Origin of the sequence: Tritonibacter scottomollicae, assembly GCF_032924845.1 — a bacterium.
GTDB lineage: Bacteria > Pseudomonadota > Alphaproteobacteria > Rhodobacterales > Rhodobacteraceae > Epibacterium > Epibacterium scottomollicae.
On the sequence record NZ_CP136704.1, the window covers coordinates 2416191 to 2438289 of the forward strand.

At 62.1% G+C, this 22099-nt stretch carries 23 protein-coding genes and 1 riboswitch; of the genes, 7 read left to right on the forward strand and 16 right to left on the reverse strand.

Annotation, left to right across the window (positions count from 1 at the left end; genetic code table 11):
- Positions 1–64 precede the first annotated feature (64 nt).
- The 12 genes from aroA to miaB form a co-directional block, all read right to left on the reverse strand.
- Positions 65–1417, reverse strand: a complete 1353-nt coding sequence (gene aroA, locus R1T40_RS12080; RefSeq protein ID WP_317384291.1) for a 3-phosphoshikimate 1-carboxyvinyltransferase — start codon at positions 1415–1417, stop codon at positions 65–67.
- Positions 1418–1692: 275 nt separating this feature from the next.
- On the reverse strand, positions 1693–2460 hold the full coding sequence (trmB, locus tag R1T40_RS12085) for a tRNA (guanine(46)-N(7))-methyltransferase TrmB (RefSeq protein ID WP_317384292.1): 768 nt from the start codon (positions 2458–2460) through the stop codon (positions 1693–1695).
- A 116-nt stretch (positions 2461–2576) separates the two neighbouring features.
- Positions 2577–2954, reverse strand: a complete 378-nt coding sequence (locus tag R1T40_RS12090; RefSeq protein ID WP_317384293.1) for a hypothetical protein — start codon at positions 2952–2954, stop codon at positions 2577–2579.
- A gap of 62 nt (positions 2955–3016) precedes the next feature.
- Positions 3017–3688 (reverse strand): COG3904 family protein, encoded by a 672-nt coding sequence (locus tag R1T40_RS12095; RefSeq protein WP_317384294.1) that lies wholly within the window; start codon positions 3686–3688, stop codon positions 3017–3019.
- A 329-nt stretch (positions 3689–4017) separates the two neighbouring features.
- Positions 4018–5199, reverse strand: coding sequence for a methionine adenosyltransferase (gene metK, locus R1T40_RS12100; RefSeq protein WP_317384295.1), 1182 nt, complete (start codon positions 5197–5199; stop codon positions 4018–4020).
- 8 nt (positions 5200–5207) lie between these two features.
- Positions 5208–5256, reverse strand: a riboswitch (SAM-SAH riboswitch).
- 54 nt (positions 5257–5310) lie between these two features.
- The gene (gene lnt / locus R1T40_RS12105) at positions 5311–6837 is read right to left on the reverse strand and encodes an apolipoprotein N-acyltransferase (protein ID WP_317384296.1); all 1527 of its coding nucleotides are present in this window, start codon (positions 6835–6837) and stop codon (positions 5311–5313) included.
- Complete coding sequence (locus R1T40_RS12110) at positions 6834–7736, reverse strand: hemolysin family protein (RefSeq protein ID WP_106161913.1); 903 nt, start codon at positions 7734–7736, stop codon at positions 6834–6836. Before R1T40_RS12110 ends, lnt begins: the two co-directional genes overlap by 4 nt.
- 22 nt (positions 7737–7758) lie before the next feature.
- Positions 7759–8271 (reverse strand): rRNA maturation RNase YbeY, encoded by a 513-nt coding sequence (gene ybeY, locus R1T40_RS12115; protein WP_317384297.1) that lies wholly within the window; start codon positions 8269–8271, stop codon positions 7759–7761.
- Between the two features lie 376 nt (positions 8272–8647).
- Positions 8648–9667, reverse strand: coding sequence for a PhoH family protein (locus R1T40_RS12120; RefSeq protein WP_317384298.1), 1020 nt, complete (start codon positions 9665–9667; stop codon positions 8648–8650).
- 195 nt (positions 9668–9862) lie between these two features.
- A complete protein-coding gene (locus tag R1T40_RS12125; protein ID WP_106161910.1) occupies positions 9863–10168 on the reverse strand; it encodes a hypothetical protein in 306 nt (101 codons plus the stop codon).
- Positions 10169–10180: 12 nt separating this feature from the next.
- Positions 10181–10768 carry an OmpA family protein gene (locus R1T40_RS12130; RefSeq protein ID WP_394804987.1) on the reverse strand — a complete coding sequence of 196 codons (588 nt, stop codon included), beginning with the start codon at positions 10766–10768 and terminating at the stop codon, positions 10181–10183.
- Positions 10769–11105: 337 nt separating this feature from the next.
- Positions 11106–12428 (reverse strand): tRNA (N6-isopentenyl adenosine(37)-C2)-methylthiotransferase MiaB, encoded by a 1323-nt coding sequence (gene miaB, locus R1T40_RS12135; protein ID WP_317384299.1) that lies wholly within the window; start codon positions 12426–12428, stop codon positions 11106–11108.
- Positions 12429–12591: 163 nt separating this feature from the next.
- Between miaB and R1T40_RS12140 the strand changes: the two genes are divergently transcribed.
- Entirely contained in the window at positions 12592–13461 is an 870-nt protein-coding gene (locus R1T40_RS12140; RefSeq protein WP_317384300.1) for a hypothetical protein, read from the forward strand.
- A 146-nt stretch (positions 13462–13607) separates the two neighbouring features.
- On the opposite strand, the gene R1T40_RS12145 is transcribed toward R1T40_RS12140, so the two are convergent.
- Positions 13608–14405, reverse strand: a complete 798-nt coding sequence (locus R1T40_RS12145; protein ID WP_317384301.1) for a phytanoyl-CoA dioxygenase family protein — start codon at positions 14403–14405, stop codon at positions 13608–13610.
- Between the two features lie 94 nt (positions 14406–14499).
- Between R1T40_RS12145 and R1T40_RS12150 the strand changes: the two genes are divergently transcribed.
- Positions 14500–15408, forward strand: coding sequence for a LysR family transcriptional regulator (locus R1T40_RS12150; protein ID WP_317384302.1), 909 nt, complete (start codon positions 14500–14502; stop codon positions 15406–15408).
- A gap of 5 nt (positions 15409–15413) precedes the next feature.
- On the opposite strand, the gene irrA is transcribed toward R1T40_RS12150, so the two are convergent.
- Positions 15414–15830 carry an iron response transcriptional regulator IrrA gene (gene irrA, locus R1T40_RS12155; RefSeq protein ID WP_317384303.1) on the reverse strand — a complete coding sequence of 139 codons (417 nt, stop codon included), beginning with the start codon at positions 15828–15830 and terminating at the stop codon, positions 15414–15416.
- Between the two features lie 228 nt (positions 15831–16058).
- Between irrA and fabA the strand changes: the two genes are divergently transcribed.
- The 5 genes from fabA (at position 16059) to R1T40_RS12180 (ending at position 20072) form a co-directional block, all read left to right on the forward strand.
- Positions 16059–16568: a bifunctional 3-hydroxydecanoyl-ACP dehydratase/trans-2-decenoyl-ACP isomerase gene (gene fabA / locus R1T40_RS12160; RefSeq protein ID WP_106161900.1), complete on the forward strand. Its 510-nt coding sequence runs from the start codon at positions 16059–16061 to the stop codon at positions 16566–16568.
- Positions 16569–16653: 85 nt separating this feature from the next.
- Positions 16654–17883 (forward strand): beta-ketoacyl-ACP synthase I, encoded by a 1230-nt coding sequence (fabB, locus tag R1T40_RS12165; protein ID WP_317384304.1) that lies wholly within the window; start codon positions 16654–16656, stop codon positions 17881–17883.
- A 4-nt stretch (positions 17884–17887) separates the two neighbouring features.
- Entirely contained in the window at positions 17888–18682 is a 795-nt protein-coding gene (locus R1T40_RS12170; protein WP_317384305.1) for an enoyl-ACP reductase FabI, read from the forward strand.
- 140 nt (positions 18683–18822) lie between these two features.
- Positions 18823–19455: an HD domain-containing protein gene (locus tag R1T40_RS12175; RefSeq protein ID WP_317384306.1), complete on the forward strand. Its 633-nt coding sequence runs from the start codon at positions 18823–18825 to the stop codon at positions 19453–19455.
- Positions 19452–20072, forward strand: a complete 621-nt coding sequence (locus R1T40_RS12180; protein ID WP_317384307.1) for a TetR/AcrR family transcriptional regulator — start codon at positions 19452–19454, stop codon at positions 20070–20072. Before R1T40_RS12175 ends, R1T40_RS12180 begins: the two co-directional genes overlap by 4 nt.
- A 141-nt stretch (positions 20073–20213) precedes the next feature.
- Here R1T40_RS12180 and R1T40_RS12185 read toward each other — a convergent pair whose 3' ends face one another.
- Both R1T40_RS12185 and R1T40_RS12190 read right to left on the reverse strand, forming a co-directional pair.
- A complete protein-coding gene (locus tag R1T40_RS12185) occupies positions 20214–21287 on the reverse strand; it encodes an ABC transporter substrate-binding protein (RefSeq protein ID WP_317384308.1) in 1074 nt (357 codons plus the stop codon).
- A gap of 326 nt (positions 21288–21613) precedes the next feature.
- Positions 21614–22042: an FKBP-type peptidyl-prolyl cis-trans isomerase gene (locus R1T40_RS12190; RefSeq protein ID WP_106161888.1), complete on the reverse strand. Its 429-nt coding sequence runs from the start codon at positions 22040–22042 to the stop codon at positions 21614–21616.
- Between the last annotated feature and the right edge of the window lie 57 nt (positions 22043–22099).

A 22099-nucleotide genomic window follows, 5' to 3' on the forward strand; every position in this document is an offset into this window, starting at 1 on the left:
GGGGCGCTGCCCCCTCGCGCCAAAGGCGCTCACCCCCGAGATATTTCTGAAAAGATGAAAGGGCTCACGTGTTGTCGCGGCTGATGTGGGCGCCAAGATCGCTCATCAGGCGTTCGAAGATCGGGAAGGATGTGGCGATCGGGCCACCATCGTCCACCGAGACCGGCGCCTGCGCGCCCATGCCCATCACCATGAACGACATGGCGATCCGGTGGTCGAGGAAGCTCTCGCAGGTGGCGCCGCCCTTGACGCCATCCGGGCCACAGCCCTCGACGCTCCACCAGTCCGCGCCCTCCTCGACGGTGACGCCATTGGCGCGCAACCCGCGGGCCATGGCGTCGATGCGGTCGCTTTCCTTGACGCGCAATTCCTTCACCCCCGCCATCATGGTGGTGCCGGTTGCGAAAGAGGCCACGACGGAGAGCACCGGATATTCGTCGATCATCGAGGCCGCGCGCTCGGGCGGCACGTCAATGCCCGTCATGTCGGGGGAGTATTTGGCCCGCAGATCGGCCACCGGCTCGCCGCCTTCTTCACGTGGGTTCTCGAAGGTGAGATCCGCTCCCATATCCTGCAGCGTGTAAAACAGGCCCGCACGGGTGGGGTTGAGGCCGATGCCCGGCACCAGCACGTCCGAGCCGGGGGTGACCAGCGCGGCGCAAACCGGGAAGGCGGCGGAAGAGGGGTCGCGCGGCACAGCGATCACCTGCGGCTGCAATTCGGGCTGACCGGTGAGGGTGATGACGCGACCTTCGTCGGTGTCCTCGGTGGTGATCTCGGCACCAAAGCCCGCCAGCATACGTTCGGAGTGATCGCGGGTGGCCTCGCGTTCGATCACCACGGTCTTGCCGGGTGCATTCAGCCCGGCCAGAAGCACCGCCGATTTCACCTGCGCCGAGGGCACCGGGACCTCGTAGCGCACCGGCACCGGCTCTGCGGCGCCGACGATGGTCATCGGCAGGCGGCCCCCTTCGCGGCCCACGGATTGGGTCCCGAACAGCGCCAGCGGACCGGTCACTCGCGCCATAGGACGCTTGTTCAGCGAGGCATCGCCGGTGAAGGTCACAGTGATCGGCGAAGTTGCCATGGCGCCCATGATCAGCCGCACGCCGGTGCCGGAGTTGCCGCAGTCGATGACATTCTCCGGCTCGGCAAAACCGCCGACGCCAACGCCGAAGACGGACCATTCGCCGCCGCCGTGGTTGGTGACCTCAGCGCCAAAGGCCTGCATCGCCTTGGCAGTATCCAGCACGTCCTCGCCTTCGAGCAGGCCGGAGATTCTTGTCTCGCCCACGGCCATGGCACCAAGGATCAACGAACGGTGCGAGATCGACTTGTCGCCGGGCACATGGGCCTCGCCTTTCAGCGGGCTGGCGCGGCGGGAGGTCATCGGAATGGGCGTGCCGTGTCCGGACATGGGCGGTTCCTCTTCTCAGTCGGTCGCAAGGCTGTTAGCGCAAGACGGCGCTGTCGTCCATCACCAAGCGCGCCTTGTCCGACCGTCTGGCCGCCTCTTGAGGGGCGCACGCGCCCTTGTAGAGTGCGGTGACGCAGGCCGCGCCTCTGGCGCGGCCTGCCGGGCCCAAGGGGCCAGGCTGCATTTTCAATGCAGATTAGGCGCGCGGGAGGCTTCCCTCTTTGTGGTACAGCTCTCCAGTTGGCGATGGCCGAACGGTTGCGAGCGGCACGAACTCACCCCGTGCGGCGGAAGGTGAGGTAGTGCGGCGTGCGCCCCTCACGCAGGGCCTTTTGTTCGTAGCGGGTGGAAATCCAGTCCTGCCATGGCTGGCGCCAGTCGGTCGGCCCCTCAGCCAGCCATTCGAATCCGGCCTGCGGCACCTCTTCCAGCGTCTGGCGCACATAGTCGGGAATATCCGTCGCCACGCGGAAGATCGCACCGGGTTTCAGGGCACGGGCCAGCGGCGCCAAATGCTCTTGGGTCACAAACCGGCGCCGGTGGTGACGCGCCTTTGGCCAAGGGTCCGGATAGAGCAGGAAGGCACGCGACAAGCTCTGCGCGGGCAATACATCCATCAGATCCCGCGCGTCCCCCGGGTGAACACGCACATTTTCGACCGATGACTTGCGCAGCTTGCCCAGAAGCATGGCAATGCCGTTCACATAGGGCTCCGCGCCAATGATGCCCACGTCCGGATTTGCCGTGGCCTGATGCACCAGATGCTCGCCACCGCCAAAGCCAACCTCAAGCCAGACGTCACGCCCGCCAAACAGCGCCTCAAGATCGAGCGGAAGCCGGTCGGGGTTTTCATCCCACCCCACCGCACCCGGGCTCAGACCGGGCAGCATCTCATCAAGGTCACGCACCTGATTTGGCTTCAGCTGCTTGCCCTTGAAGCGGCCATAGAAGTTCCGCCAAGGCGCACCGGAGGCATGTTTGCCCTCAGCATCAAGGCCGGTTCCAGCCTCTGTGAAAGCAGTGCGGGCGTTGTCATCGGACATCTGGGGCGGGTTTCCTCTGGTAAACTCACTGAAATACGCGCCATCGACGGCCACGCAAGGCGCCCCCCTCTGCCGCAGTCAGTCGCGAAGGTCAAGCGGCACGACACCGGCGACGCTCAGTCGGACGGCCCGGTGCGGCGTGATCCCGTGGCATCCTCGCCGTCCCAATGAAAACAATGCAGCATACGATGCGCCACCGGCGCAATCATGATCCCGGACACAGCCAAAGCCACGAACCCGCTGTAGAGCGCGAACAGACTGGTGAAGAGACGCCCCGCCCCCGTCCGGGGCATCTCGGCCAGTCCCAACCCACTGATCAGCGTGCTTGCATGCAGGATCGCCTCGGACAAGGGCAGCGTCTCAAGATGCATCAGCGCCACTGCACCTGCAAAGACCGAAACGGCCAGCAGCATGACCGCAGTCAGGACATGCCACCACAGGCGGCGCAGAAAGCGAGGGCGCGAGAGCGGCGGCACATGCCGTTGTTCATACATTGCGATAGCCTCCCCCCTGCCCCGCCTGCGGCGGGCAGCGCAAATGACCCCGACCGGTGCGCTCAGGGCGCTTCGTCACGCAACACCCCTGCCTCGATCAGCTGCATGCGGGTGGGATACCATTCGTCACCCGAGTCTACCTGCAACGTCTGGATCGCAAATCCCGGCTCTACGCCGTTGTCGACCATGTAGCTGAGGTACTCAAACATCTCGCGCTGCGTGTCGGTGTAGATCCAGGATCCAAAGACGAACGGTGTGGCCCAGCCACGGCTTTCGCGCAGATCTTCATAGTAGCCTTCTACCGCCTGCGGCGACCAGGAACGGCGATGAAATCCAATCTTCGAGCCCAGCGTCATTTCGCGACGCGCGCCTGCGAGGAACACGTCGACACAGGCACTGACGCATTCACCATCCACCTGCGTGTTCAGACCATAATCCGATACGATCCACGCGATTTCAGAACTGGCGTAAATGCTGCCACCACTGGAGTTAAGCTGCAGCGTGCTGACGTCCGGATGTTCCTGCAGAAGGCTGCGGAACAGGTCGATATCGGAAATCACGATCTCGCCGGGTTGGTCGTCCGCAACCGCCTCGGTATCAAAGGACAGCGTGCTGCCATCCACGAACAGACGGCCCGCCCCGTCGTCCAGTGCCGATGCCGGCGCGGCCAAGATCAAGGCCGCGAGGCTCAGCAACGCCCTGACTGGCCCCGTTTTGTATCCCAGTATCGCCATATTGGCCCCCTTGCCCGATCTGCTACGCCCCCTTGAATAGCGGGCGAAGGGTATAAGGAGCAAACCCGTTCTGCAGTTCAAGAAAAAGAGATCAACAGAACGGCCCTGCGATATCACTTAGGCAAAGATGAGCATATGAGCGGCCCAGCTCGCGCGGCCTCTCTGTCATAGACAGCGCGGGCGGGCCTCGCGCAACGGCGGGCAATACCTGTCAGTTGCATCGGCCAGTCCGGCGGACCTGCGCGAGATCTGCTCCAGATGGCCGATACAAAAACGGGCGAGGGGTTCCCCCGCCCGTGATTCTGCGTGACGTGATTGAAGTGCCGCGCTCAGACCGCGCCCTTCAGCGCGCCGGTCAGGTCAGTGCGCTCCCATGAGAAGCCACCATCGTCCTCCGGTGCACGACCAAAGTGGCCGTATGCGGCGGTGCGCTGATAGATCGGCTTGTTAAGACCCAGATGCGTGCGGATGCCGCGCGGTGTCAGGTCCATGCATTTGCGCACGGCAAGCTCGATCTGTTCGTCCGGCACGACACCGGTCTCATGAGTGTTCACATAGATCGACAGCGGCGCAGCCACACCAATCGCATACGAAAGCTGCAGCGTGCATTTATGCGCAAGACCGGCAGCCACGATGTTCTTGGCCAGGTAGCGCGCGGCATAGGCTGCAGAGCGGTCCACCTTGGTCGGGTCTTTGCCGGAGAACGCGCCGCCGCCATGCGGTGCGGCACCACCATAGGTGTCCACGATGATCTTGCGCCCGGTCAGGCCCGCATCACCATCGGGACCGCCGATCACAAACTTGCCGGTCGGATTTACATGCCAGACGGTGTTGTTGGTCAGCCAGCCCTCGGGCAGAGACTCGCGAATATACGGCTCTACCATGGCACGGATGTCGGCGGAGGTCAGTGTCTCGTCCAGATGCTGTGTCGACAGCACCAGCGACGACACCTCGACCGGTTGGCCGTTTTCATAGCGCACAGAGATCTGCGATTTGGCGTCCGGACCAAGTGCCGGCTCGGTGCCGTTCTTGCGCACTTCGGCAAGGCGACGCAGAATTGCATGCGAGAACTGGATCGGCGCAGGCATCAGCGCATCGGTTTCATCGGTGGCAAAGCCGAACATGATGCCCTGGTCGCCCGCCCCCTCGTCCTTGTCGCCAGCCGCGTCGACACCCTGCGCGATATGGGCGGATTGCTCGTGCAGCAGGTTGGTGATCTCAACCGTTTCGTGGTGAAACTTGTCCTGCTCGTAGCCGATGTCCTTAATGCAGGCGCGGGTGATCTCGTCGATCTTGCCCATGTAGTCCTTCAGCTTGTCCTGGTCCGCCAGGCCAACCTCACCCCCGATCACCACACGATTGGTGGTGGCGAAGGTCTCTGCGGCAACGCGCGCCTCCGGCTCTTCGGCGATCAGCGCGTCGAGGACGGCATCGGAAATCCGGTCGCAGACCTTATCCGGGTGACCCTCGGATACGGACTCCGAGGTGAAGGTGTAGTTATTTCGACTCATAAGAGATGTGCTCCGCTAAATGAAGTCCGCCACGTCAGGAAGCCGTTGTGGCGGCGATGTAGAACGCAGTAGGCGCGCTCACTCCTTGGGTCAATCTATAGCTTCAACAGATTAAGCAAGTGTTCGCCGCCGGTTCATGCCCAGCCGTGGCAGACTGACGACACAAAGCAGCAGCAGGGAAACGAACAGCGCCGGCCAATCGCCACTGCGACTGTAGAGCGTCGGCGGCAAGGGGCGGGGCAAGCGTGCGTCAAGGTAGCCTGCGGTATTGAGCGCAAGACTGTCCCGGACATGACCATAGGGATCGATGACCGCCGAGACGCCGGTATTTGCAGCCCGCAGCATCGGCAAACCCTGCTCGGCGGCGCGCAACTGTGCCTGAACGAGATGCTGATAGGGGCCGGAGTAGTTGCCGAACCACGCATCATTGGTGATCAGAACCAGATAATCCGGCCGAGAGGGCGTGGCATTCACATCCTGCGCAAACACGCCCTCGTAGCAGATCAGCGGCAGCGCCCGGCCTGCGATCGTGTCCAGCAGCCGCCGTTGCGTCCCGGGCGCATAGCCACCGGCAGCGCGGGAGGCGAGGCCGAAGACGCCGAACCTCTCCCATAGCTTCGGGAGCGGCATGTATTCGCCGAAGGGCACGAGATGCACCTTGTCATAGATGTCGAGCGCCTCACCTTCCGCACTCATCACCACGGCAGAATTCATGTAGCGCCCGTTTTCCTCGCGCTGGATGCCATAGATCACCTCTGCCCCTCGCGCGGCCTCGACCAATGCCGGGCGCACCTCGTCGATGTAGTTTTGCAAGGTGGGGATCGCCGTCTCTGGCCAGATCACCAGATCCGGACGTCCGCTTCCGGCCTGGGCCGGAGCGGCGGCGGTAAAATCGAGCATCCGCTGCACGAACATCCAGCGTTTCTCGGGCAACCATTTTTCAGCCTGTGGCGCATTGGGCTGCACCAGACGCACGGTCTGGCTGGTCAGCGGCAGATTGCCACCAAACGGACGTCCATCGGGCAGCCAGCCTGACGCAATCACCATCAGGCCGATGGGCAGCACTGCAAACAGGGGACGCCGGGCCAGCAGCACGCAAGGCAGCACCGCCAGCAAAAGCAGCACCGCAAACCCATGCGATCCAACCCAGGGCACCGCCCGCAAGACCAGATCGCGTGGAAATGCCAGCTGCGCAAAACCCGCCCACGGAAAGCCCGTCAGAACATAGGCACGGGCCAGCTCGGCCAAACTCCATGTGGCCACCAACGCAAACACCCGCCAATCACCGCGAGACATCCTTGCGCCAGCCCAGAAGGCGAGCGCCCAGAACAATGCCAAACCTGCCGCCATCAGCACCAACGCAAAGGGCGCCATCCAGCCAAATGTGGCCGCGTCAATCTGAAACGGCTCCATGATCCAGCTGAGACCAAAACCGAAATAGCCGCAGCCAAACAGCCAGCCTATCCCGCCTGCGCGACGCGGCTGGTCCGAGCGCAAGAACAAGAGCGCAACGATCAGCAATGCCACCGGCGTCGTCCAGACCGCGGACACAGGCGCCAATCCCTGCGCCATCAGCGCACCCGCACCAAAGGCCAGCCCATAGGGGCCAAACCGACCAAGCGCGGGCGGCAAACTCATTCCGCGACGATACCGGGCAGGCGCACACGCAGGCGCTTGATCCGGCGGGGATCAGCATCGACCACCTCGAACTCCGGACCTTCTGGATGCTGGATCACCTCGCCGCGCGCGGGCACGCGTCCCGAGAGCATGAAGACCAGCCCGCCGAGGGTATCGATTTCCTCGCCATCCACATCTTCGTGACGGGTCAACGGAATGCCGATCTCACTCTCGAACTCGACCAGCGGTGTACGGGCCTGCGCAACATAACAGCCGGGCTTTTCCTGCACCCAGGTCTGATCCTCTCCGCTGTCGTGCTCATCCTCGATTTCGCCGACCACCTGCTCGATCAGGTCTTCGATCGTCAGCAGGCCGTCGACGCCACCATATTCGTCGATCACCAGCGCCATATGGCGGCGCTCTGCCTGCATCTTTGTCAGCAAGACACCAATCGGCATGGACGGCGGCACGAAGAGCAGCGGCCGCAACATATTGGCAAGATCAAACCCTTCGCGCTCACAATCGAAGCCATAGGTCAGGGCAAAATCCTTGAGGTGCACAAATCCCAGTGGCGTGTCGAGTGTGCCTTCGTAGACCGGAACGCGGGTGAAACCAGTGTCACGAAACATCTGCACCAGCTCTTCGCGTGCGATCGTCACGGGCACGGCATCAATCTCGGCGGTCGGAATTGCGACATCCTCGACCCGCAGCCGGCGGAGGTTCATCATGCCCGGTGGAGGGTCCGCGAGGATTTCACCGCCATCTTGCTCCGGCGCGTCATCCTCGGTGGTTTGGGAAAAACTCCCGAAAATCTTACTCAGGAACCCGGGCGTCTCCGCCCCGTTCAACGTTGGTTCCATCGCTTCAATGTCCTGCAGCGCGCTCTGCGCTGCGTTAGAACTGCCTTCTATATCGCCCATTGTTCCATTCCAAAGTGGCCGCTCACGGCCCGTCCTCCAAGATATATGGGTCAGGAATACCCAGTTTGCCAAGTATCCTGACCTCCAATGTTTCCATGACCGTGGCGTCGCTGTCACGAATGTGATCATAGCCCAATAAATGCAACGTTCCGTGAACGAGCAAATGTTGCACATGATGCAGCGGATCTTTGCCCGCTGCGGCCGCCTCGGCCATGCAGGTGTCATATGAGATCGCGATGTCGCCCAACGCCGCATCTCCCATGAAATCCATCTCCGGCTCTCGCGGCGTCGCGCCCGCCTCCTCGGCGGCCAGCTCTTGCGCCGGCCAGCTAAGGACATTAGTGGCTTTGGACTTCTGACGAAAGTCCGCGTTCAGCTCGGCGATGCGCGGGTCATCACAACCAAGAATGGAAACCTCCCAGTCCTCGCCCCCGAGACCCAGACAGTCCAGCGTGGCCGCGATCGCGACCTCCGCCTGTTTTTCCAGCGCCACTGTTTCCCAGCGGCCATCTTCGATCACAACATCCAGTATCATCACCCCGCCTTACCTCGACCTTAATCGGAACAAAAGCACCGAAGATGCGACGCCGCACTGACAGATCCCGCCAGCACCGTCATCCGCCCGCTGCGCCTGACCGATCTCGCAGTCAGTGGCGAGCAAGCGCAGCCCAGGCGGCGAACATCCGCCGTCCCGCCGGTGCTAGGGGCGGTTGCTCTAACGCGAAGTGCGCCGGGGGGCCGTTGAACAAAGACCACTGGACGGCGCAGCACAGCATGCCGAAAGCGCTGCCCTGCCGCTCGACCTTACGCGTTGGCCCAACTTCAGCTTTTCATAAATATCTCCGCCGGAGGCTCCTGCGTCGGCCCCTACCACCCAATCCGGCGACAGGACGAGTGTCAGACCAGGCAGATCACCCCGTCATTTCGTCCTTGTCATAGGCCTCGATGATCGCGGCCACGAGCGGGTGGCGGACCACATCCTTGGCAGTGAAATAATTGAACGATATCTTCGGGATCGGCGCCAGCAAACGTTCGGCATCCTGCAGCCCGGATTGCACGCCACGCGGCAGGTCGACCTGAGTCCGGTCGCCGGTGATCACCATGCGAGAGCCCTCACCCAGACGGGTCAGGAACATCTTCATCTGCATGGTGGTGGCGTTCTGCGCTTCATCAAGTACCACATAGGCATTCGACAGCGTGCGCCCGCGCATGAAGGCCAGCGGCGCGATCTCGATGGTCTTTTCTTCCTTCAGCTTGGCCAGCTGCTTGCCCGGAAGGAAATCATTCAGCGCGTCGTAAAGCGGCTGCATGTAGGGATCGACCTTTTCCTCCTGCGTACCGGGCAAAAAGCCCAGCCGCTCTCCCGCCTCAACAGCAGGCCGACAGAGGATGATCTTGTCCACATGGCCCTGGATGAACATCGACACGCCCACGGCCACTGCCAGATAGGTCTTGCCGGTGCCCGCGGGCCCGATGCCGAATGCCATCTCGTTTTCATAGAGGTTCTTCACATAGGCCTTCTGCGCGTCGGTCCGTGGCTCGACCAGTTTCTTGCGGGTCTTGATCTCCACCTTGCCGCCGGTGAACATCTCCATCTGGCTGTCTGGACCAGAGGCCGCAGCCTCCTCATCCGAACGATCCAGACGCAGCTCGCGATCAATGTCTTCCCGCTCAACCGGACGCCCGCTCTCCAGGCGTTCATAAAGCAAAGACAGCAACTCCGCAGCCTGCTGACACAGCTCAGGATCGCCATGCACGATCAGCTGGTTGCCGCGCCGGATGATCTGCACGCCCAGGCGTTGCTCGATCTCGGCGAGGTGACGGTCGAACTCGCCGCACAGCTCTATCAGAAGTCGGTTGTCAGGAAATTCCAGCAGCACTTCGGGTGCTGGGGCGTGCTCGGAGGACGGGGGCAGAACACTAGTGGCCAAACGGCTCTCCTGTTGTCAAATTGCACCTTCAGTCTGCATCTCCGCGCGCGCCCGCGCAAGGGCTAGCCCACTGGGAAACGCCGGATTTCACGCAACTGCTACATTGGACCGGCAAGGCACCGCGCAAAAGACCCGCCCAGCACGAAAAAGGCGGCGCCGTGAGGCACCGCCTGGACATCTGCCAAAGCAATCGGATCAAATCGGGTCGGTGAACAACGACCCGCTCTTGAAGGGGCCGACCGCAACATTGCGCGGCAACTCACTGTTGCAGACCGGCTTGCCGTCCGGAGTCATGCGCGGATCCAGATAGCCCTCTACGCCATCATCGACGATCCAGTGTTCGCACCCCTGCGGATCAACCCATATGCCCGCCGTCAGACCGGCAAGGTCGCCATCACCACCGTCAAAAAAGTTCTGATCGCGGGTCTTGTCAGACACATCGCCACATGCTGCAAGCACAAGCCCGAGCGTGATCACTGAGACCCCTTTGATAATCTTCATACTCCAGCTCCCTCAGCGGCTTACGCAGTAAATTTCGACTCGGCGATTCTGCGCCCTGTTGGCAGCCCCACGATTGGGAACGCGTGGACTGCGCTCGCCATAGGCCCGGATGTCCCTGATACGCGCCCCGACCGAACGACCAACCTGCGCCACCGCGTCGGCGCGACGCTTGGAGAGGGCCATATTGTATTCATCCGAGGCACGGCTGTCGGTATGACCGGCGACGACAAAGTAACGGGTCCCCGGCATCGTGGACTTAAACCACTCCTGAAGGCGCTTGCGCCCTGCGGCATTAATGGCGCTGCCGTCGGTGGCAAAGAACTGATCGGTCGGCATCATGCCGCAGAGCTGACCTCGGCGGCAAACAGGTTTACCGTCCGGTGTCATATGCGTGGTCATGTAGCCCTCGGCACCATCATCCATGACCCAGTGCTCACACCCGTCTGGATCAACCCAGATGGTTGGGACATATCGTTCGCCACGCAGCGGGGCGGTCTCTTGCGCGGCAACGGGTGCGGCCAGAGCGAGCGAAACGACGGTCGCGGCGCAGGCAAGAGGCGCACAGGCTTTGCTTAATATTCGATTAAACACAACAGGCATCCTTCAATTGGCCCACTTGGGAATGATCCTTTCTGAACCTTCCGTGTCTTATGTATGTCCCTAATTTACACTAATTTTCCCTGAACATGAGGCCACTCCATGGGGAATTTCGCGGCGTTCACAGCGCGCATGCGAAACAGTCCCGCACTTGGCGACTTATTGCTGACGCACCGCGATCAATGAGGCCGCCAGCCCTTCAGAATGTGAAAGTAAGTTCTGCCCAGCCGCCACCACCGAGTCGCACAGCGCTCTGGCGGTCCCAGCCTTCAACACCTGAATTGTGCGCGGGCTGCACATCAACCAGACGCCTAGTCCGCCTACGCAGCCGCTATCGCGCTCAGCCGATCAGCTCGCCAGCCAGCGAGTTGGTCCCGGAGGACAGGATCCGCACCCGGCGCAGGTCGCCCACGGCGGCATCGCAGTCAGCCACATGAACCGCGTGCAGATAATCGGACTTGCCCACCATCTGACCTGCAAAGCGCCCGGGCTTTTCGAACAGCACGCCAACCTCGCGGCCCACCATGCTGTCCTGCACCTCGCGCTGCTGGCGGGTCAGCAGGGCCTGCAGCCGCTGCAACCGGTCGTCGGCTTCCTTCGGGTCCACCTGCGCACGTTCTGCAGCCGGTGTGCCCGGACGGGTGGAGTATTTGAACGAATAAGCGGTGCCGTATTTCACCTGTTCCACCAGATCGAGCGTGGCCTGGAAATCTGCTTCGGTCTCTTCGGGAAAGCCGACGATGAAATCGCCGGAAATCAAGATATCGGGCCGCGCTGCCCGAATGCGCTCGATCAGGCGCAGATAGCTCTCGGCTGTATGAGCCCGGTTCATCCGCTTCAGGATCTTGTCCGACCCCGCCTGCACCGGCAGATGCAGATAGGGCATCAGCTTGGCACAGGTGCCATGCGCCTCGATCAGATCATCCATCATGTCGTTGGGGTGCGAGGTGGTGAAGCGGATGCGCTCCAGCCCGTCGATCTTGTCAAGCTGCCAGATCAGCTGCGCCAGCGTCGTGTCACCGTCGGCACCCGCGCCGTGATAGGCGTTGACGTTCTGCCCAAGCAGGGTGATCTCGCGCACGCCGCGTTCCACCAGATCCTCCGCCTCGCGCAGGATGCGGTCAGCCGGGCGGGACACCTCGGCACCGCGGGTATAGGGCACCACGCAGAAGGCACAGAATTTGTCACAACCCTCCTGCACGGTAAGAAATGCGGTGGGGCCACGCTTGGCCTTGGGGCGGCGTTTCAGCTGCTCGAACTTGTCTTCCTCGGGGAAATCGGTGTCGAGCACCTTTTCACCCGCACCCGCCTTGGCTTCCATCTCCGGCAGGCGGTGATAGCTCTGCGGACCAACTACCAGATCCACCAGCGGCTGGCGGCGCATGATTTCCTCGCCTTCGGCTTGGGCGACACAGCCCGCCACTCCGATCTTCAGATCCGGCTTATCGGCCTTCAGCCCCTTGAAGCGGCCCAGCTCGGAATAGACCTTCTCGGCCGCCTTTTCGCGAATGTGGCATGTATTCAGCAGGATCATGTCCGCGTCGTCGGGGGATTGCGTTTCCACATAGCCCTGACCGCCCAGCGCCTCCGACATGCGTTCGCTGTCATAGACGTTCATCTGACAGCCATAGGTCTTGATATAGAGCTTCTTGGGCGCGGTCATGGCGGGGCTACCTTCTAGCGACGGGGAGCAAGGCGAAAGAACAGCGGCAGCGCATAGCGCGAATTGTGGCCGCTTGCAATGGCAGGGCAATTACCCGATTTTACCCGCGAACACCAGACAAGGCACCGGGGCACAACCGGGGCGGAGCAGAAGGACAGGCCCGATGATCTATGCCTCGCTGGAGGATTTCCTGCAGACCGGCAAATCGGTGCTCGCCAAAGGACCGGTGGCGCTAATCTTCGTCGAGGATGAGGTGGAGATCGGCACCAGCTTACGTCATCACCTGGATTGCGGCTTCAAGGCCGTAGTGGCGTTGATGCCCAATGCTTTCGACCTGCCCGGCGACGTGGCGGAAAGGGTGCATCGCGTGCCCTTTGACTGCGGCCCGGCCGAGGCGGTAGTGGAAGGCGTCAACAGGGTGATCGCGGCGGCCAGCCCGGGCTGCTGGCTCTATTACTGCTATAACGCCGAATACCTCTTCTACCCGTTTTGCGAGTCGCGCACAGTAACCGAGATGCTGACCTTCCACGCGGAGGAACGGCGCGATGCGATGCTGACCTATGTGATCGACCTCTATGCCGGCGATCTGGAGACCCACCCCAACGCGGTCTCGATCGAGGACGCCTGCCTGGATCGCTCCGGCTATTATGCGCAGGGACGCAAGGACCCCATTACCGGTGATCCGCGCGACCGGCAGCTGGATTTCTTCGGCGGCATCCGCTGGCGACACGAGGAACACATCCCCGACGCAAGCCGCAAGATCGACCGCATCGCATTGTTTCGCGCCAGGAAAGGCTTGCAGCTGCGCGCCGATCACACGTTCAACGAACAGGAATACAATACCTACGCCTGCCCATGGCACCACAACCTGACCGCAGCGATCTGCTCCTTTCGCGCCGCCAAGGCGCTGAAGCGCAACCCCGGTTCCACATTCGAAATCCAGAGCTTCAAATGGCACAACTCCACGCCGTTTGAATGGCACTCGCGCCAGCTCCTCGACCTCGGCCTGATGGAGCCCGGCCAGTGGTTCTGAACACCCCGCATCCGCGAAACTGACCTCCGGCCGAGCTATGAACAAAACGGTGCAGGCCCCTCGCCTGTCAATTTCATCTTTTCCCCAAATACCTCGGGGGTGAGGCGCCCTGGCGCCGAGGGGGCAACGCCCCCTGCCCCGCGTCCCTAGCGTTGCAACAACAACGGAAACCAATCCTCGCGCAGACGCTGGCCCGGGGTCATGTCATGGCCCGGAAACGGCGGCGAGGTCGGCCCCGGACGCTCCACATACCGCGCATCCTGCCCCACCAGCCGCAAAGAGAACGCCCGGCGGCGCATGTCAGAGGTATTGCCGCGTGCGCCGTGCAGGGTGCGAAAGTGAAACGCCACCGCATCGCCGGGCTCCATCTCCCACTCCATCACCCGCATGCCCTCCGCGTCCGGGTCCGGCACCGCCATGTACTGCCCTTCATCGGCAAAAAAACCCTCTTGCGAGACCCAGCGGGTGGGCAGCACTTCCTTCTCCCAGTGATGAGATCCGGCCACGCAGCGCAGGCTCGCCTTCCGCACCGGGTCGAGCGGCGACCAGAAGCTGACGGTCTGCTGACCCTCGACAAAATAATAGGGTCCGTCCTGATGCCAGGGGGTCGCCATCGAGGTGCCCGGCTCCTTGACCAGCACATGGTCGTGAAACATCTGCACCAGATCCGAACCCATCAGATCCGCGGCCACCTCCGCTACCGGCGAGGCCTCAATGGCGGCGGCAAACTCCGGAATGCGGGTCCAGTTGCAGTAGTCATCGAAGAAACGACCGCTTTCGCCCTGCTTGTCGTTATTGGAGGCATAGGGACCGGGTTCCGCCATATTGGCCGCCACCCCCTTGCGCAGCAGCTCCACCTGATCGCGAAACAGCCCCTTTATCATCACCACGCCGTCGCGCTGGTAGGCCTCGACCTGATCTTCGCTCAGCAACGGATGTACCATGATGTCCCTACTCCCTCTGACTATCTGTTCTTCTGACCGTCTCAGGCGGCGTACATAGTTTCAAATCATATCTTTCTAAGATACCATTCCGCTGATGTTATACCTGACACTACGCCACTATGAATATGTCACCGCCATTGCCCATCACGGCAGTCTGTCGGGCGCGGCGACCGCCCTGCATGTCAGCCAGCCGGCACTGTCGGCGGCGCTGTCGCGGATCGAAGCGCATCTGGGCCGGGTGCTGTTCCTGCGCCGCAAGGGCGCGCCGCTGGAACTGACACCGCAGGGGCGCGATTTTGTCACGGGGGCGGAGGCGCTGCTGGTGCAGGCGGCCCAGCTGGAGCGCGCAGGCACCGCCGTTCAGGCCGCACAGCACCTGACCATCGGCTGTTTCAGCGACCTTGCGCCCTTCCTGCTGCCACGCGCCCTCGCCACCCTGCGCGCCACTCTGCCGCAGGTCCGGCTCGATATCATTGAGGGTCACTTTGAGGATCTGATCACGGCCCTCAGGGCGGGCAGCTGCGATCTCGCGCTGACCTATGACCTCGGACTTGATTCGAGTTTCACCCGGCAGGACCTGCACCACATCACACCTAAGGCGCTGATGCCACCAGATCACCCGCTGGCCGCGCAGGAGGATATCAGCCTTGCCGAACTGGCCCGGGCGCCGCTGATCCTGTCGCGTGAGGGCCTGTCGATCGCCCATATGATGCGGCTGTTCAAAGCACTGGGACTGGTGCCGGAGGTGGCGCATCGGGCCGCATCGCTGGAGCTGCTGCGCAGTCTGGCGGCCCGAGGCGAAGGGATCGGACTGGCCTACAGCCTTCCGCCCGGCGACCTCACCTACGACGGCATGCCGCTCGTCGCGCGTCCGATCCGCGATACCCATGCCCGGGAACCAGTGGTGCTGACCTGCCATGCGACACCGGCGGACGGCTCGCCCACCGCACAGGCCATGACGGCGCTCACCTCGGCTCTGACAGGAAATTCTTCAGAAAGTTGAGGTGCTTACTTCTTACGCAGACGGATGACTACATCGACCGAGGCGATCTCCATCCCTTCGGGCGGCTGCGGCAGGGACTGGATCACCAGCTCCTCGGACGGGGCATCGCTGACGCGGCCCTCGCCTTCCCAGTAGTAGTGGGGGTGGTCATGCACATTGGTGTCGAAGTAGCTCTTGGAGCCATCAACGGTGATCTCCTGCAGCACGCCCGCCTCGCAAAAGGCACGCAGCGTGTTGTAGACCGTCGCCAGTGACACGGCTGCACCATCGTCCTTGGCGGCATCAAACAGGCTCTCAGCGGTGACGTGACGGTGCTGGCCATCGCCCACCAGCAGAGAGGCCAGCGTCACGCGCTGGCGGGTCGGGCGCAGGCCCGCCTCCATCAGCCACTTGTTGGCGTTCTCTTCATGGGTCGGCGTCATGATCACCTTCCTACTGTTCACATCCACTGGCGTTCTATATGGCAGAATACTGCCCGTTTTCAATCCGATTTGCAAAGACAGCCGCCCGTTCTTCCGGCACAGACCGGATAAAACCTCACCTCACCCTCGCACATGCAGCATCGCGCTGCCCTTGCAGGACATGTAAACGCGGTGCTAATGGGGTCGTTGAACCTATTTTGAGACCCACAGGCAGGAGTTGCCCCGCACATGGCCCAATATCCCAGCAGCTTTGACAAGGAAGACCTGCTCAAATGCGCAAGAGGCGAGCTGTTTGGACCCGGCAATGCACAGTTGCCGGCGCCCCCGATGCTGATGATGGACCGCATCACCGAGGTGAGCAGCGACGGCGGTGAGCATGGCAAGGGCCATATCATCGCGGAATTCGACATCACCCCGGACCTGTGGTTCTTCGAGTGCCATTTCCCCGGCAACCCGATCATGCCCGGCTGCCTCGGCCTTGATGGCCTGTGGCAGCTCACCGGCTTCAACCTGGGCTGGCGCGGCTGGCAGGGGCGTGGCTATGCGCTTGGCGTTGGCGAGGTCAAACTGACCGGCATGGTGCGCCCGGAGCGTAAAATGCTGACCTATCGCATCAATTTCACCAAAGCCCTGCAAACCCGCCGCTTGACCATGGGCGTCGCAGACGGGATCGTGGAAGCGGATGGTGAGGTGATCTATCAGGTCAAGGACATGAAAGTGGCCCTCTCCGAGAGCTGATCCGCACCGCGGGTCGCCACGACAGGAACACGGGCACAGGAACGGGGCCAGCCCCCTTTCACACGAGTACACAGGAGTACGCATCATGCGTCGCGTCGTCGTCACCGGTCTGGGAGTCGTCTCTTCCATCGGGAACACTGCCGAAGAGGTCATTGCCTCCTTGAAGGCCGGCAAGTCCGGCATCACCGCCAGCGAAGAGATGGCGGAACATGGGTTCCGCAGCCAGATTGCAGGCACGCTGAAAATCAACCCCGCCGAACACGTGGACAAGCGCACCCTGCGCTTCATGGGCCCCGGCGCCGCCTATGCGCATATCGCCATGCAACAGGCGATTGCCGATTCCGGTCTGGGCGAGGATCAGGTGGTGAACGAACGCACCGGCTTGATCGCAGGCTCCGGCGGGCCGTCCACCTCCTCGATGCTGACCGCGCATCAGACCGTGCTGAAGACCGGCGCCACCAAGCGCATCGGCCCCTTCGCGGTGCCGAAATGCATGTCCTCGACGATCTCCGCCAACCTGGCGACCGCGTTCAAGATCAAGGGCATCAACTATTCGATCACCTCTGCCTGCTCCACCTCGCTGCACTGCATCGGCAATGCCGCAGAGCAGATCATGATGGGCAAGCAGGACGTGATGTTCGCCGGTGGCGGCGAGGAACTGGACTGGACCCTGTCCTGCCTGTTCGACGCCATGGGCGCGATGTCCTCGAAGTTTAACGACACGCCGGAAAAAGCCTCCCGCGCTTTCGATCAGGACCGCGATGGTTTTGTGATCTCCGGCGGTGGCGGCATCGTGGTGCTGGAGGATCTGGAGCATGCGCTGGCGCGTGGTGCCAAGATCTATGCCGAAGTGACCGGCTTTGCCGCCACCTCCGACGGGCACGACATGGTGGCCCCCTCTGGCGAGGGCGGCGAGCGCGCGATGCGTCTGGCCCTGCAGACCCTGCCCGAAGGTCGCAAGGTCTCCTATATCAACGCGCATGGCACCTCGACACCGGTTGGGGACGTGGGCGAGGTCGAAGCCGCCCGCCGCGTCTTTGGCGCCGGTCAGGTGCCGCCGATCTCCTCCACCAAGTCGATGACCGGCCACGCGCAGGGTGCGGCAGGCGCGCTGGAGGCGATCTTCAGCCTCCTGATGCTGGACAATGATTTCATCACCCCTTCGATCAACGTCGAAACCCTCGCAGAGGGTATCGAGGACGGCGAAGTGGCGACCCAATATGTTGAAAACGCAGGGCTCGACAGTGTCATGACCAACAGCTTCGGCTTTGGCGGCACCAATGGGTCCATGGTTCTCAGCAAGTACAAGGATTGACAACGTGACAGGAGTATTGGCCGGCAAACGGGGCCTGATCATGGGGGTGGCAAATGACCGCTCCATCGCCTGGGGGATCGCCAAGGCGATGCATGAGGCCGGGGCCGAGCTGGCCTTCACCTATCAGGGCGAGGCCTTCGGCAAACGTCTGGAGCCGCTGGCGGCCTCGGTCGACAGCGATTTCATGGTGGATGTGGATGTGACCGACGATGCGTCGCTCGACACCGCATTCGAACAGCTGGGCGCGCGCTGGCCGACGATCGATTTCATCGTTCACGCCATCGCCTATTCCGACAAGACGGAGCTGACCGGCCGGTTCATCAACACCAGCCGCGCCAACTTCAAGAACTCGATGGATATCTCCGCCTATTCCTTCATCGAGGTGGCCCGTCGTGCCTATCCGATGATGCAGGAAAACGGCGGTGGCACCATGCTGACGCTGACCTATGGCGGCTCGAACCGGGTGACCCCGAACTACAATGTGATGGGCGTGGCCAAGGCCGCGCTGGAAAGCACCACGCGCTATCTGGCCAACGACCTCGGTCCCGATGGCATCCGTGTCAATGCGATCTCCCCAGGCCCGATGAAAACGCTAGCCGGTGCCGCCATCGGCGGCGCGCGCAAGACCTATAAGCACACCGAGCAGAACGCCCCCTTGCGGTCCAATGCGACGCTGGAAGCGGTCGGTGGCACAGCGGTCTATCTGGCTTCGGACGCCGGCGCCTACACCACCGGCGAGATCATCCGCGTCGATGGCGGCTTTCATATCCTCGGCATGCCGCAGCAAGACCACATCTGATTTAATATTACATATCAGACAGTTAAGGCGCCCTTCGGGGCGCCTTTTCTTTTTGCCTCAGGTCATCTTGAGCTTGGGTTCTTTTATTTTGTACCGAATCGCATAATAAAAGAGAAGCCGTCTTAATCAGGATATCTCAGATGCTTCTCACCGACCTTGTGACCCCGCCCGACACCGCGCTCTGCACCGCTGCCGAGGAGATGGCGCGGATGGCCAGCGATCCGTTTCTCTACAACCACGTCAGCCGGTCATTTGTCTTTGGCGCCCTCACCGCTCGGGCAACAGGCATGCAACATGATCCGGAGCTGTTTTACATCGCCGCCATGCTGCATGACCTCGGCCTGACCGAGCAATATATGGCGGATGACCGGTTTGAGGTGGACGCCGCCGAAGCCGCCGCCTCCTTCCTAGCAGCGCAAAACGTCGAACAATCGCGCATCGACCGGGTCTGGGACGCGATTGCGCTGCACACCACATTTTCGATCCCGCAGAAAAAATCACCCGAGGCCGCGCTGGTGCAGATCGGCGCAGGTCTGGATGTGGGCGTCATCCCGCATGATCAGATCACCCCGGAGGTGATGGAACAGGTGCTTGACGCCTACCCCCGTCTCGGTTTCAAAAAGGCCATGGAACAAGCACTCACCCGGATCTACAAAGCCAAGCCCATGACAGCGATGCATAATTTTGGTGCCGACGTGGCCCATCGCCATGTGCCAGGCTTTCACCAGCCGCATTTCTGCGATGTGATGCACGGGGCGGACTTCCCCGAATGAGCAAGGTGGGGCAGACACGCGGTCGGGGCCGCCCGCGTAAGTTCGATGAACGTGCGGTGCGCCAGACAATCATGGAGACCTTCTGGCGGAAGGGCTATGCGGCGACCTCGCTGGATGACCTTTCAAAGGCCACCGGCCTCGTGCGCCCCAGCCTCTATGCCGCCTTTGGAAATAAGGAAGCGATGTTCCTACGCGCGATGGATGATTTTGTCATCCGTGTGCAGGGCGATCTGGCACGGCAGATCCCGCGCGATGCCACGCCGGAAGAGGCGCTACGGGCCATCTACATGGCGATGCTTACAATCTATCGTGACGAGCCCCTTGAGCAGGCGCGCGGCTGCCTCGTGTTCTCCACCGCCGTCGCAGCCGCCCCCCTGCATGCGGAGATCCGCAGCCGACTGATGCAGCGGGTCACGCAGACTGACGCTCAGTTCCGTCGCCTGCTTAACCACCTGGCACCAGACGCGACGGAGGACACCCGTCAGTCCGCAGCTGAACTGGCGGCTGCCACACTGCATTCGCTGGGTCTGCGGGTGCGGGCGGGCACCGATCCCGCGGATCTAAGCCGTTTTGCGCAGCGCGCAGCCCGCAGTATCTCACTGCTGCTGCAGCACTGACGGTCGGCGCAGGGCCCGCCGCATCCCGCACCGTGCAGACGACGTTGCTAGCGACAGCGTTTCGCCTCCCTGTCCACGACCACGACAAAGGGGCGCCGCAGCGCCCCCCCTCTCTTCTAGCTTTCACACTGGCGGTTTCGGTCAGCTACCCGCTTCCGACGCCCGCTTGGACAACATGTTCATCACGTTGTTGGCCAGCTTGGTATAAGGCGGCCAGAACAGCTCTTCAGCAAAGAACTCCGGGTTGTCATCCAGCATCGGATTCGCATCCACCTGCGTGGTCGCCGCCACCATGCCAAGACCGTTCACGATGCGCTCCTGCACGTCCTTGCCGATGAAGTAGTTGGCAAAGATCTCGGCCGCTTCCAATTTTTTACCCTCAAGCTTCTTGGAAAAGTTGATGGTGTCGAGCCAGACGGTGTTGCCTTCGTCGAAGTTCACGATGCTCCAGTTCCCACCGGAGGCCACATGAGCCGCTGCACCGGGACCGTAGGAGGCCACAAAGGCCAGGTCGTCGCGGAATTCCGGGCCTGCACTCCAGAAGAAGCCGACCTGATCGTGCAGCGCGTTCATCGTCTGCTGCAACTCACCATCGGCTTTCTGTAGCGCCGCCATTTTCTTGCGGTCACCGGAGGCATCCTGCACCGCAAAGGGCGACTGCCCCATGGACATCAACGCCAATGCCACATTCGGCTGCACCTGGCCGGAGGTCAGCGAGATCTGCCCTTTCCACTCGGGCTTCAGCAGATCCGCAACCGAGGTCGGATGCTCTGCAACCACGTCGTCATTGGCCCAGATCCCGTAGGAGCCACCGCCAAACGGCAGGTACAGCGGACCGGCGTCGGACATGCCCATCGGGATCGCACTCAGCTCCGGCAGAAGTGCCTCGGCATTGCTCAGACGGGGCGAGGACGTGTCGATCGGCTGCAGCAGGTTGGAGAACGGAAAGCCTTCCATGTTGATGTAGTTCAGCGTCAGGAAAGAGACATCCACATCGCCTGAACGGATCACGTCAAACATCTGCTCCGGACCTTCGGCCAGAGTGTCCAGCACGCGAACCTCAATATCATAGCCTTCGGACGCAAGGATGTCGTTGACGGCGGCAACCTCATCCGGCTGAACATATCCATCCCAAGTGAAAACATTCAAATATTCAGTAGCTTGCGCCATGGTGGCACCCATGGTCAGAACAGTGCTGAGAAGCAGATTACGCATATTTTAAAACTCCGGTTTTAACTTTTCCACCCACCGCCCCAAAGATGCAGCAGGGCTGGCGCAAGCGTCGCCGGGAGAAATGAACACCAGATGAAGACGCCTCGGGTCGCCTCGAAAATGCGTCGCGCAATTTAGACAAGTTTTGGGTGGTTTTGATGCCCCGATCACATGACAGTTTGGCCCCCTAAGGGCCCCAACACTGGCGCAACGGACCGCGCCGCGCCGCAGGCGCGGCGCCCGGCCCAACCGGGAGGGACGCGTATTCGCGTCTGCGAGCGGGCGGGAGATCTCCCCCGCCGGCCCGCGTTTTCAGCCGTGGTCCGCCCTCAGGCGATCGCCACCAGCTCCACGTCAAAGACCAGATCCTGGCCCGCCAGACGGTGGTTGGCATCAAGCGTCACATTGGTCTCGTCCACTTCGACCACGGTCACCGGCAGCACCTGACCCTCGGGGGTCTGCATCTGCAGCATGGTGCCGATTTCCAGCGGAATGTCCTCCGGGATGCCCTCGCGGGGCACGGCCTGACGGGCAGAGGGGTTGATCGGCCCGTAGGCGTCCTCGCAAGCGATCTCCAGCGTCTTTGAATCGCCCTCGGCCATCTCCAGCATGCCATCATCCATGCCCTTGATGACATGGCCGGCGCCAACAGTGAATTCGAGCGGATCACGCCCTTCGGAACTGTCAAAGACGGTACCGTCTGTCAGCTTTCCGGTGTAGTGGATGCGAACCGTGTCGCCATTTTTTACCGCGGTCATGATGACCCCCTTTCGGGTTCTCAGGTGTGTTTTTGGGCCGAGGGCCCGAATGATAAG

Excerpts from the sequence above, each read along its gene's own strand:
- R1T40_RS12110 (WP_106161913.1), bottom strand. The coding sequence starts at position 7,736 with ATGGGCGATATAGAAGGCAGTTCTAACGCAGCGCAGAGCGCGCTGCAG.
- R1T40_RS12125 (WP_106161910.1), bottom strand. The coding sequence starts at position 10,168 with ATGAAGATTATCAAAGGGGTCTCAGTGATCACGCTCGGGCTTGTGCTT.
- R1T40_RS12095 (WP_317384294.1), bottom strand. The coding sequence starts at position 3,688 with ATGGCGATACTGGGATACAAAACGGGGCCAGTCAGGGCGTTGCTGAGC.
- ybeY (WP_317384297.1), bottom strand. The coding sequence starts at position 8,271 with ATGATACTGGATGTTGTGATCGAAGATGGCCGCTGGGAAACAGTGGCG.
- fabA (WP_106161900.1), top strand. The coding sequence starts at position 16,059 with ATGGCCCAATATCCCAGCAGCTTTGACAAGGAAGACCTGCTCAAATGC.
- lnt (WP_317384296.1), bottom strand. The coding sequence starts at position 6,837 with ATGAGTTTGCCGCCCGCGCTTGGTCGGTTTGGCCCCTATGGGCTGGCC.
- R1T40_RS12175 (WP_317384306.1), top strand. The coding sequence starts at position 18,823 with ATGCTTCTCACCGACCTTGTGACCCCGCCCGACACCGCGCTCTGCACC.
- R1T40_RS12185 (WP_317384308.1), bottom strand. The coding sequence starts at position 21,287 with ATGCGTAATCTGCTTCTCAGCACTGTTCTGACCATGGGTGCCACCATG.
- aroA (WP_317384291.1), bottom strand. The coding sequence starts at position 1,417 with ATGTCCGGACACGGCACGCCCATTCCGATGACCTCCCGCCGCGCCAGC.
- metK (WP_317384295.1), bottom strand. The coding sequence starts at position 5,199 with ATGAGTCGAAATAACTACACCTTCACCTCGGAGTCCGTATCCGAGGGT.
- fabB (WP_317384304.1), top strand. The coding sequence starts at position 16,654 with ATGCGTCGCGTCGTCGTCACCGGTCTGGGAGTCGTCTCTTCCATCGGG.
- R1T40_RS12145 (WP_317384301.1), bottom strand. The coding sequence starts at position 14,405 with ATGGTACATCCGTTGCTGAGCGAAGATCAGGTCGAGGCCTACCAGCGC.
- R1T40_RS12190 (WP_106161888.1), bottom strand. The coding sequence starts at position 22,042 with ATGACCGCGGTAAAAAATGGCGACACGGTTCGCATCCACTACACCGGA.
- R1T40_RS12140 (WP_317384300.1), top strand. The coding sequence starts at position 12,592 with ATGATCTATGCCTCGCTGGAGGATTTCCTGCAGACCGGCAAATCGGTG.
- R1T40_RS12090 (WP_317384293.1), bottom strand. The coding sequence starts at position 2,954 with ATGTATGAACAACGGCATGTGCCGCCGCTCTCGCGCCCTCGCTTTCTG.
- irrA (WP_317384303.1), bottom strand. The coding sequence starts at position 15,830 with ATGACGCCGACCCATGAAGAGAACGCCAACAAGTGGCTGATGGAGGCG.
- R1T40_RS12180 (WP_317384307.1), top strand. The coding sequence starts at position 19,452 with ATGAGCAAGGTGGGGCAGACACGCGGTCGGGGCCGCCCGCGTAAGTTC.
- R1T40_RS12130 (WP_394804987.1), bottom strand. The coding sequence starts at position 10,768 with ATGCCTGTTGTGTTTAATCGAATATTAAGCAAAGCCTGTGCGCCTCTT.
- trmB (WP_317384292.1), bottom strand. The coding sequence starts at position 2,460 with ATGTCCGATGACAACGCCCGCACTGCTTTCACAGAGGCTGGAACCGGC.
- R1T40_RS12150 (WP_317384302.1), top strand. The coding sequence starts at position 14,500 with ATGTTATACCTGACACTACGCCACTATGAATATGTCACCGCCATTGCC.
- miaB (WP_317384299.1), bottom strand. The coding sequence starts at position 12,428 with ATGACCGCGCCCAAGAAGCTCTATATCAAGACCTATGGCTGTCAGATG.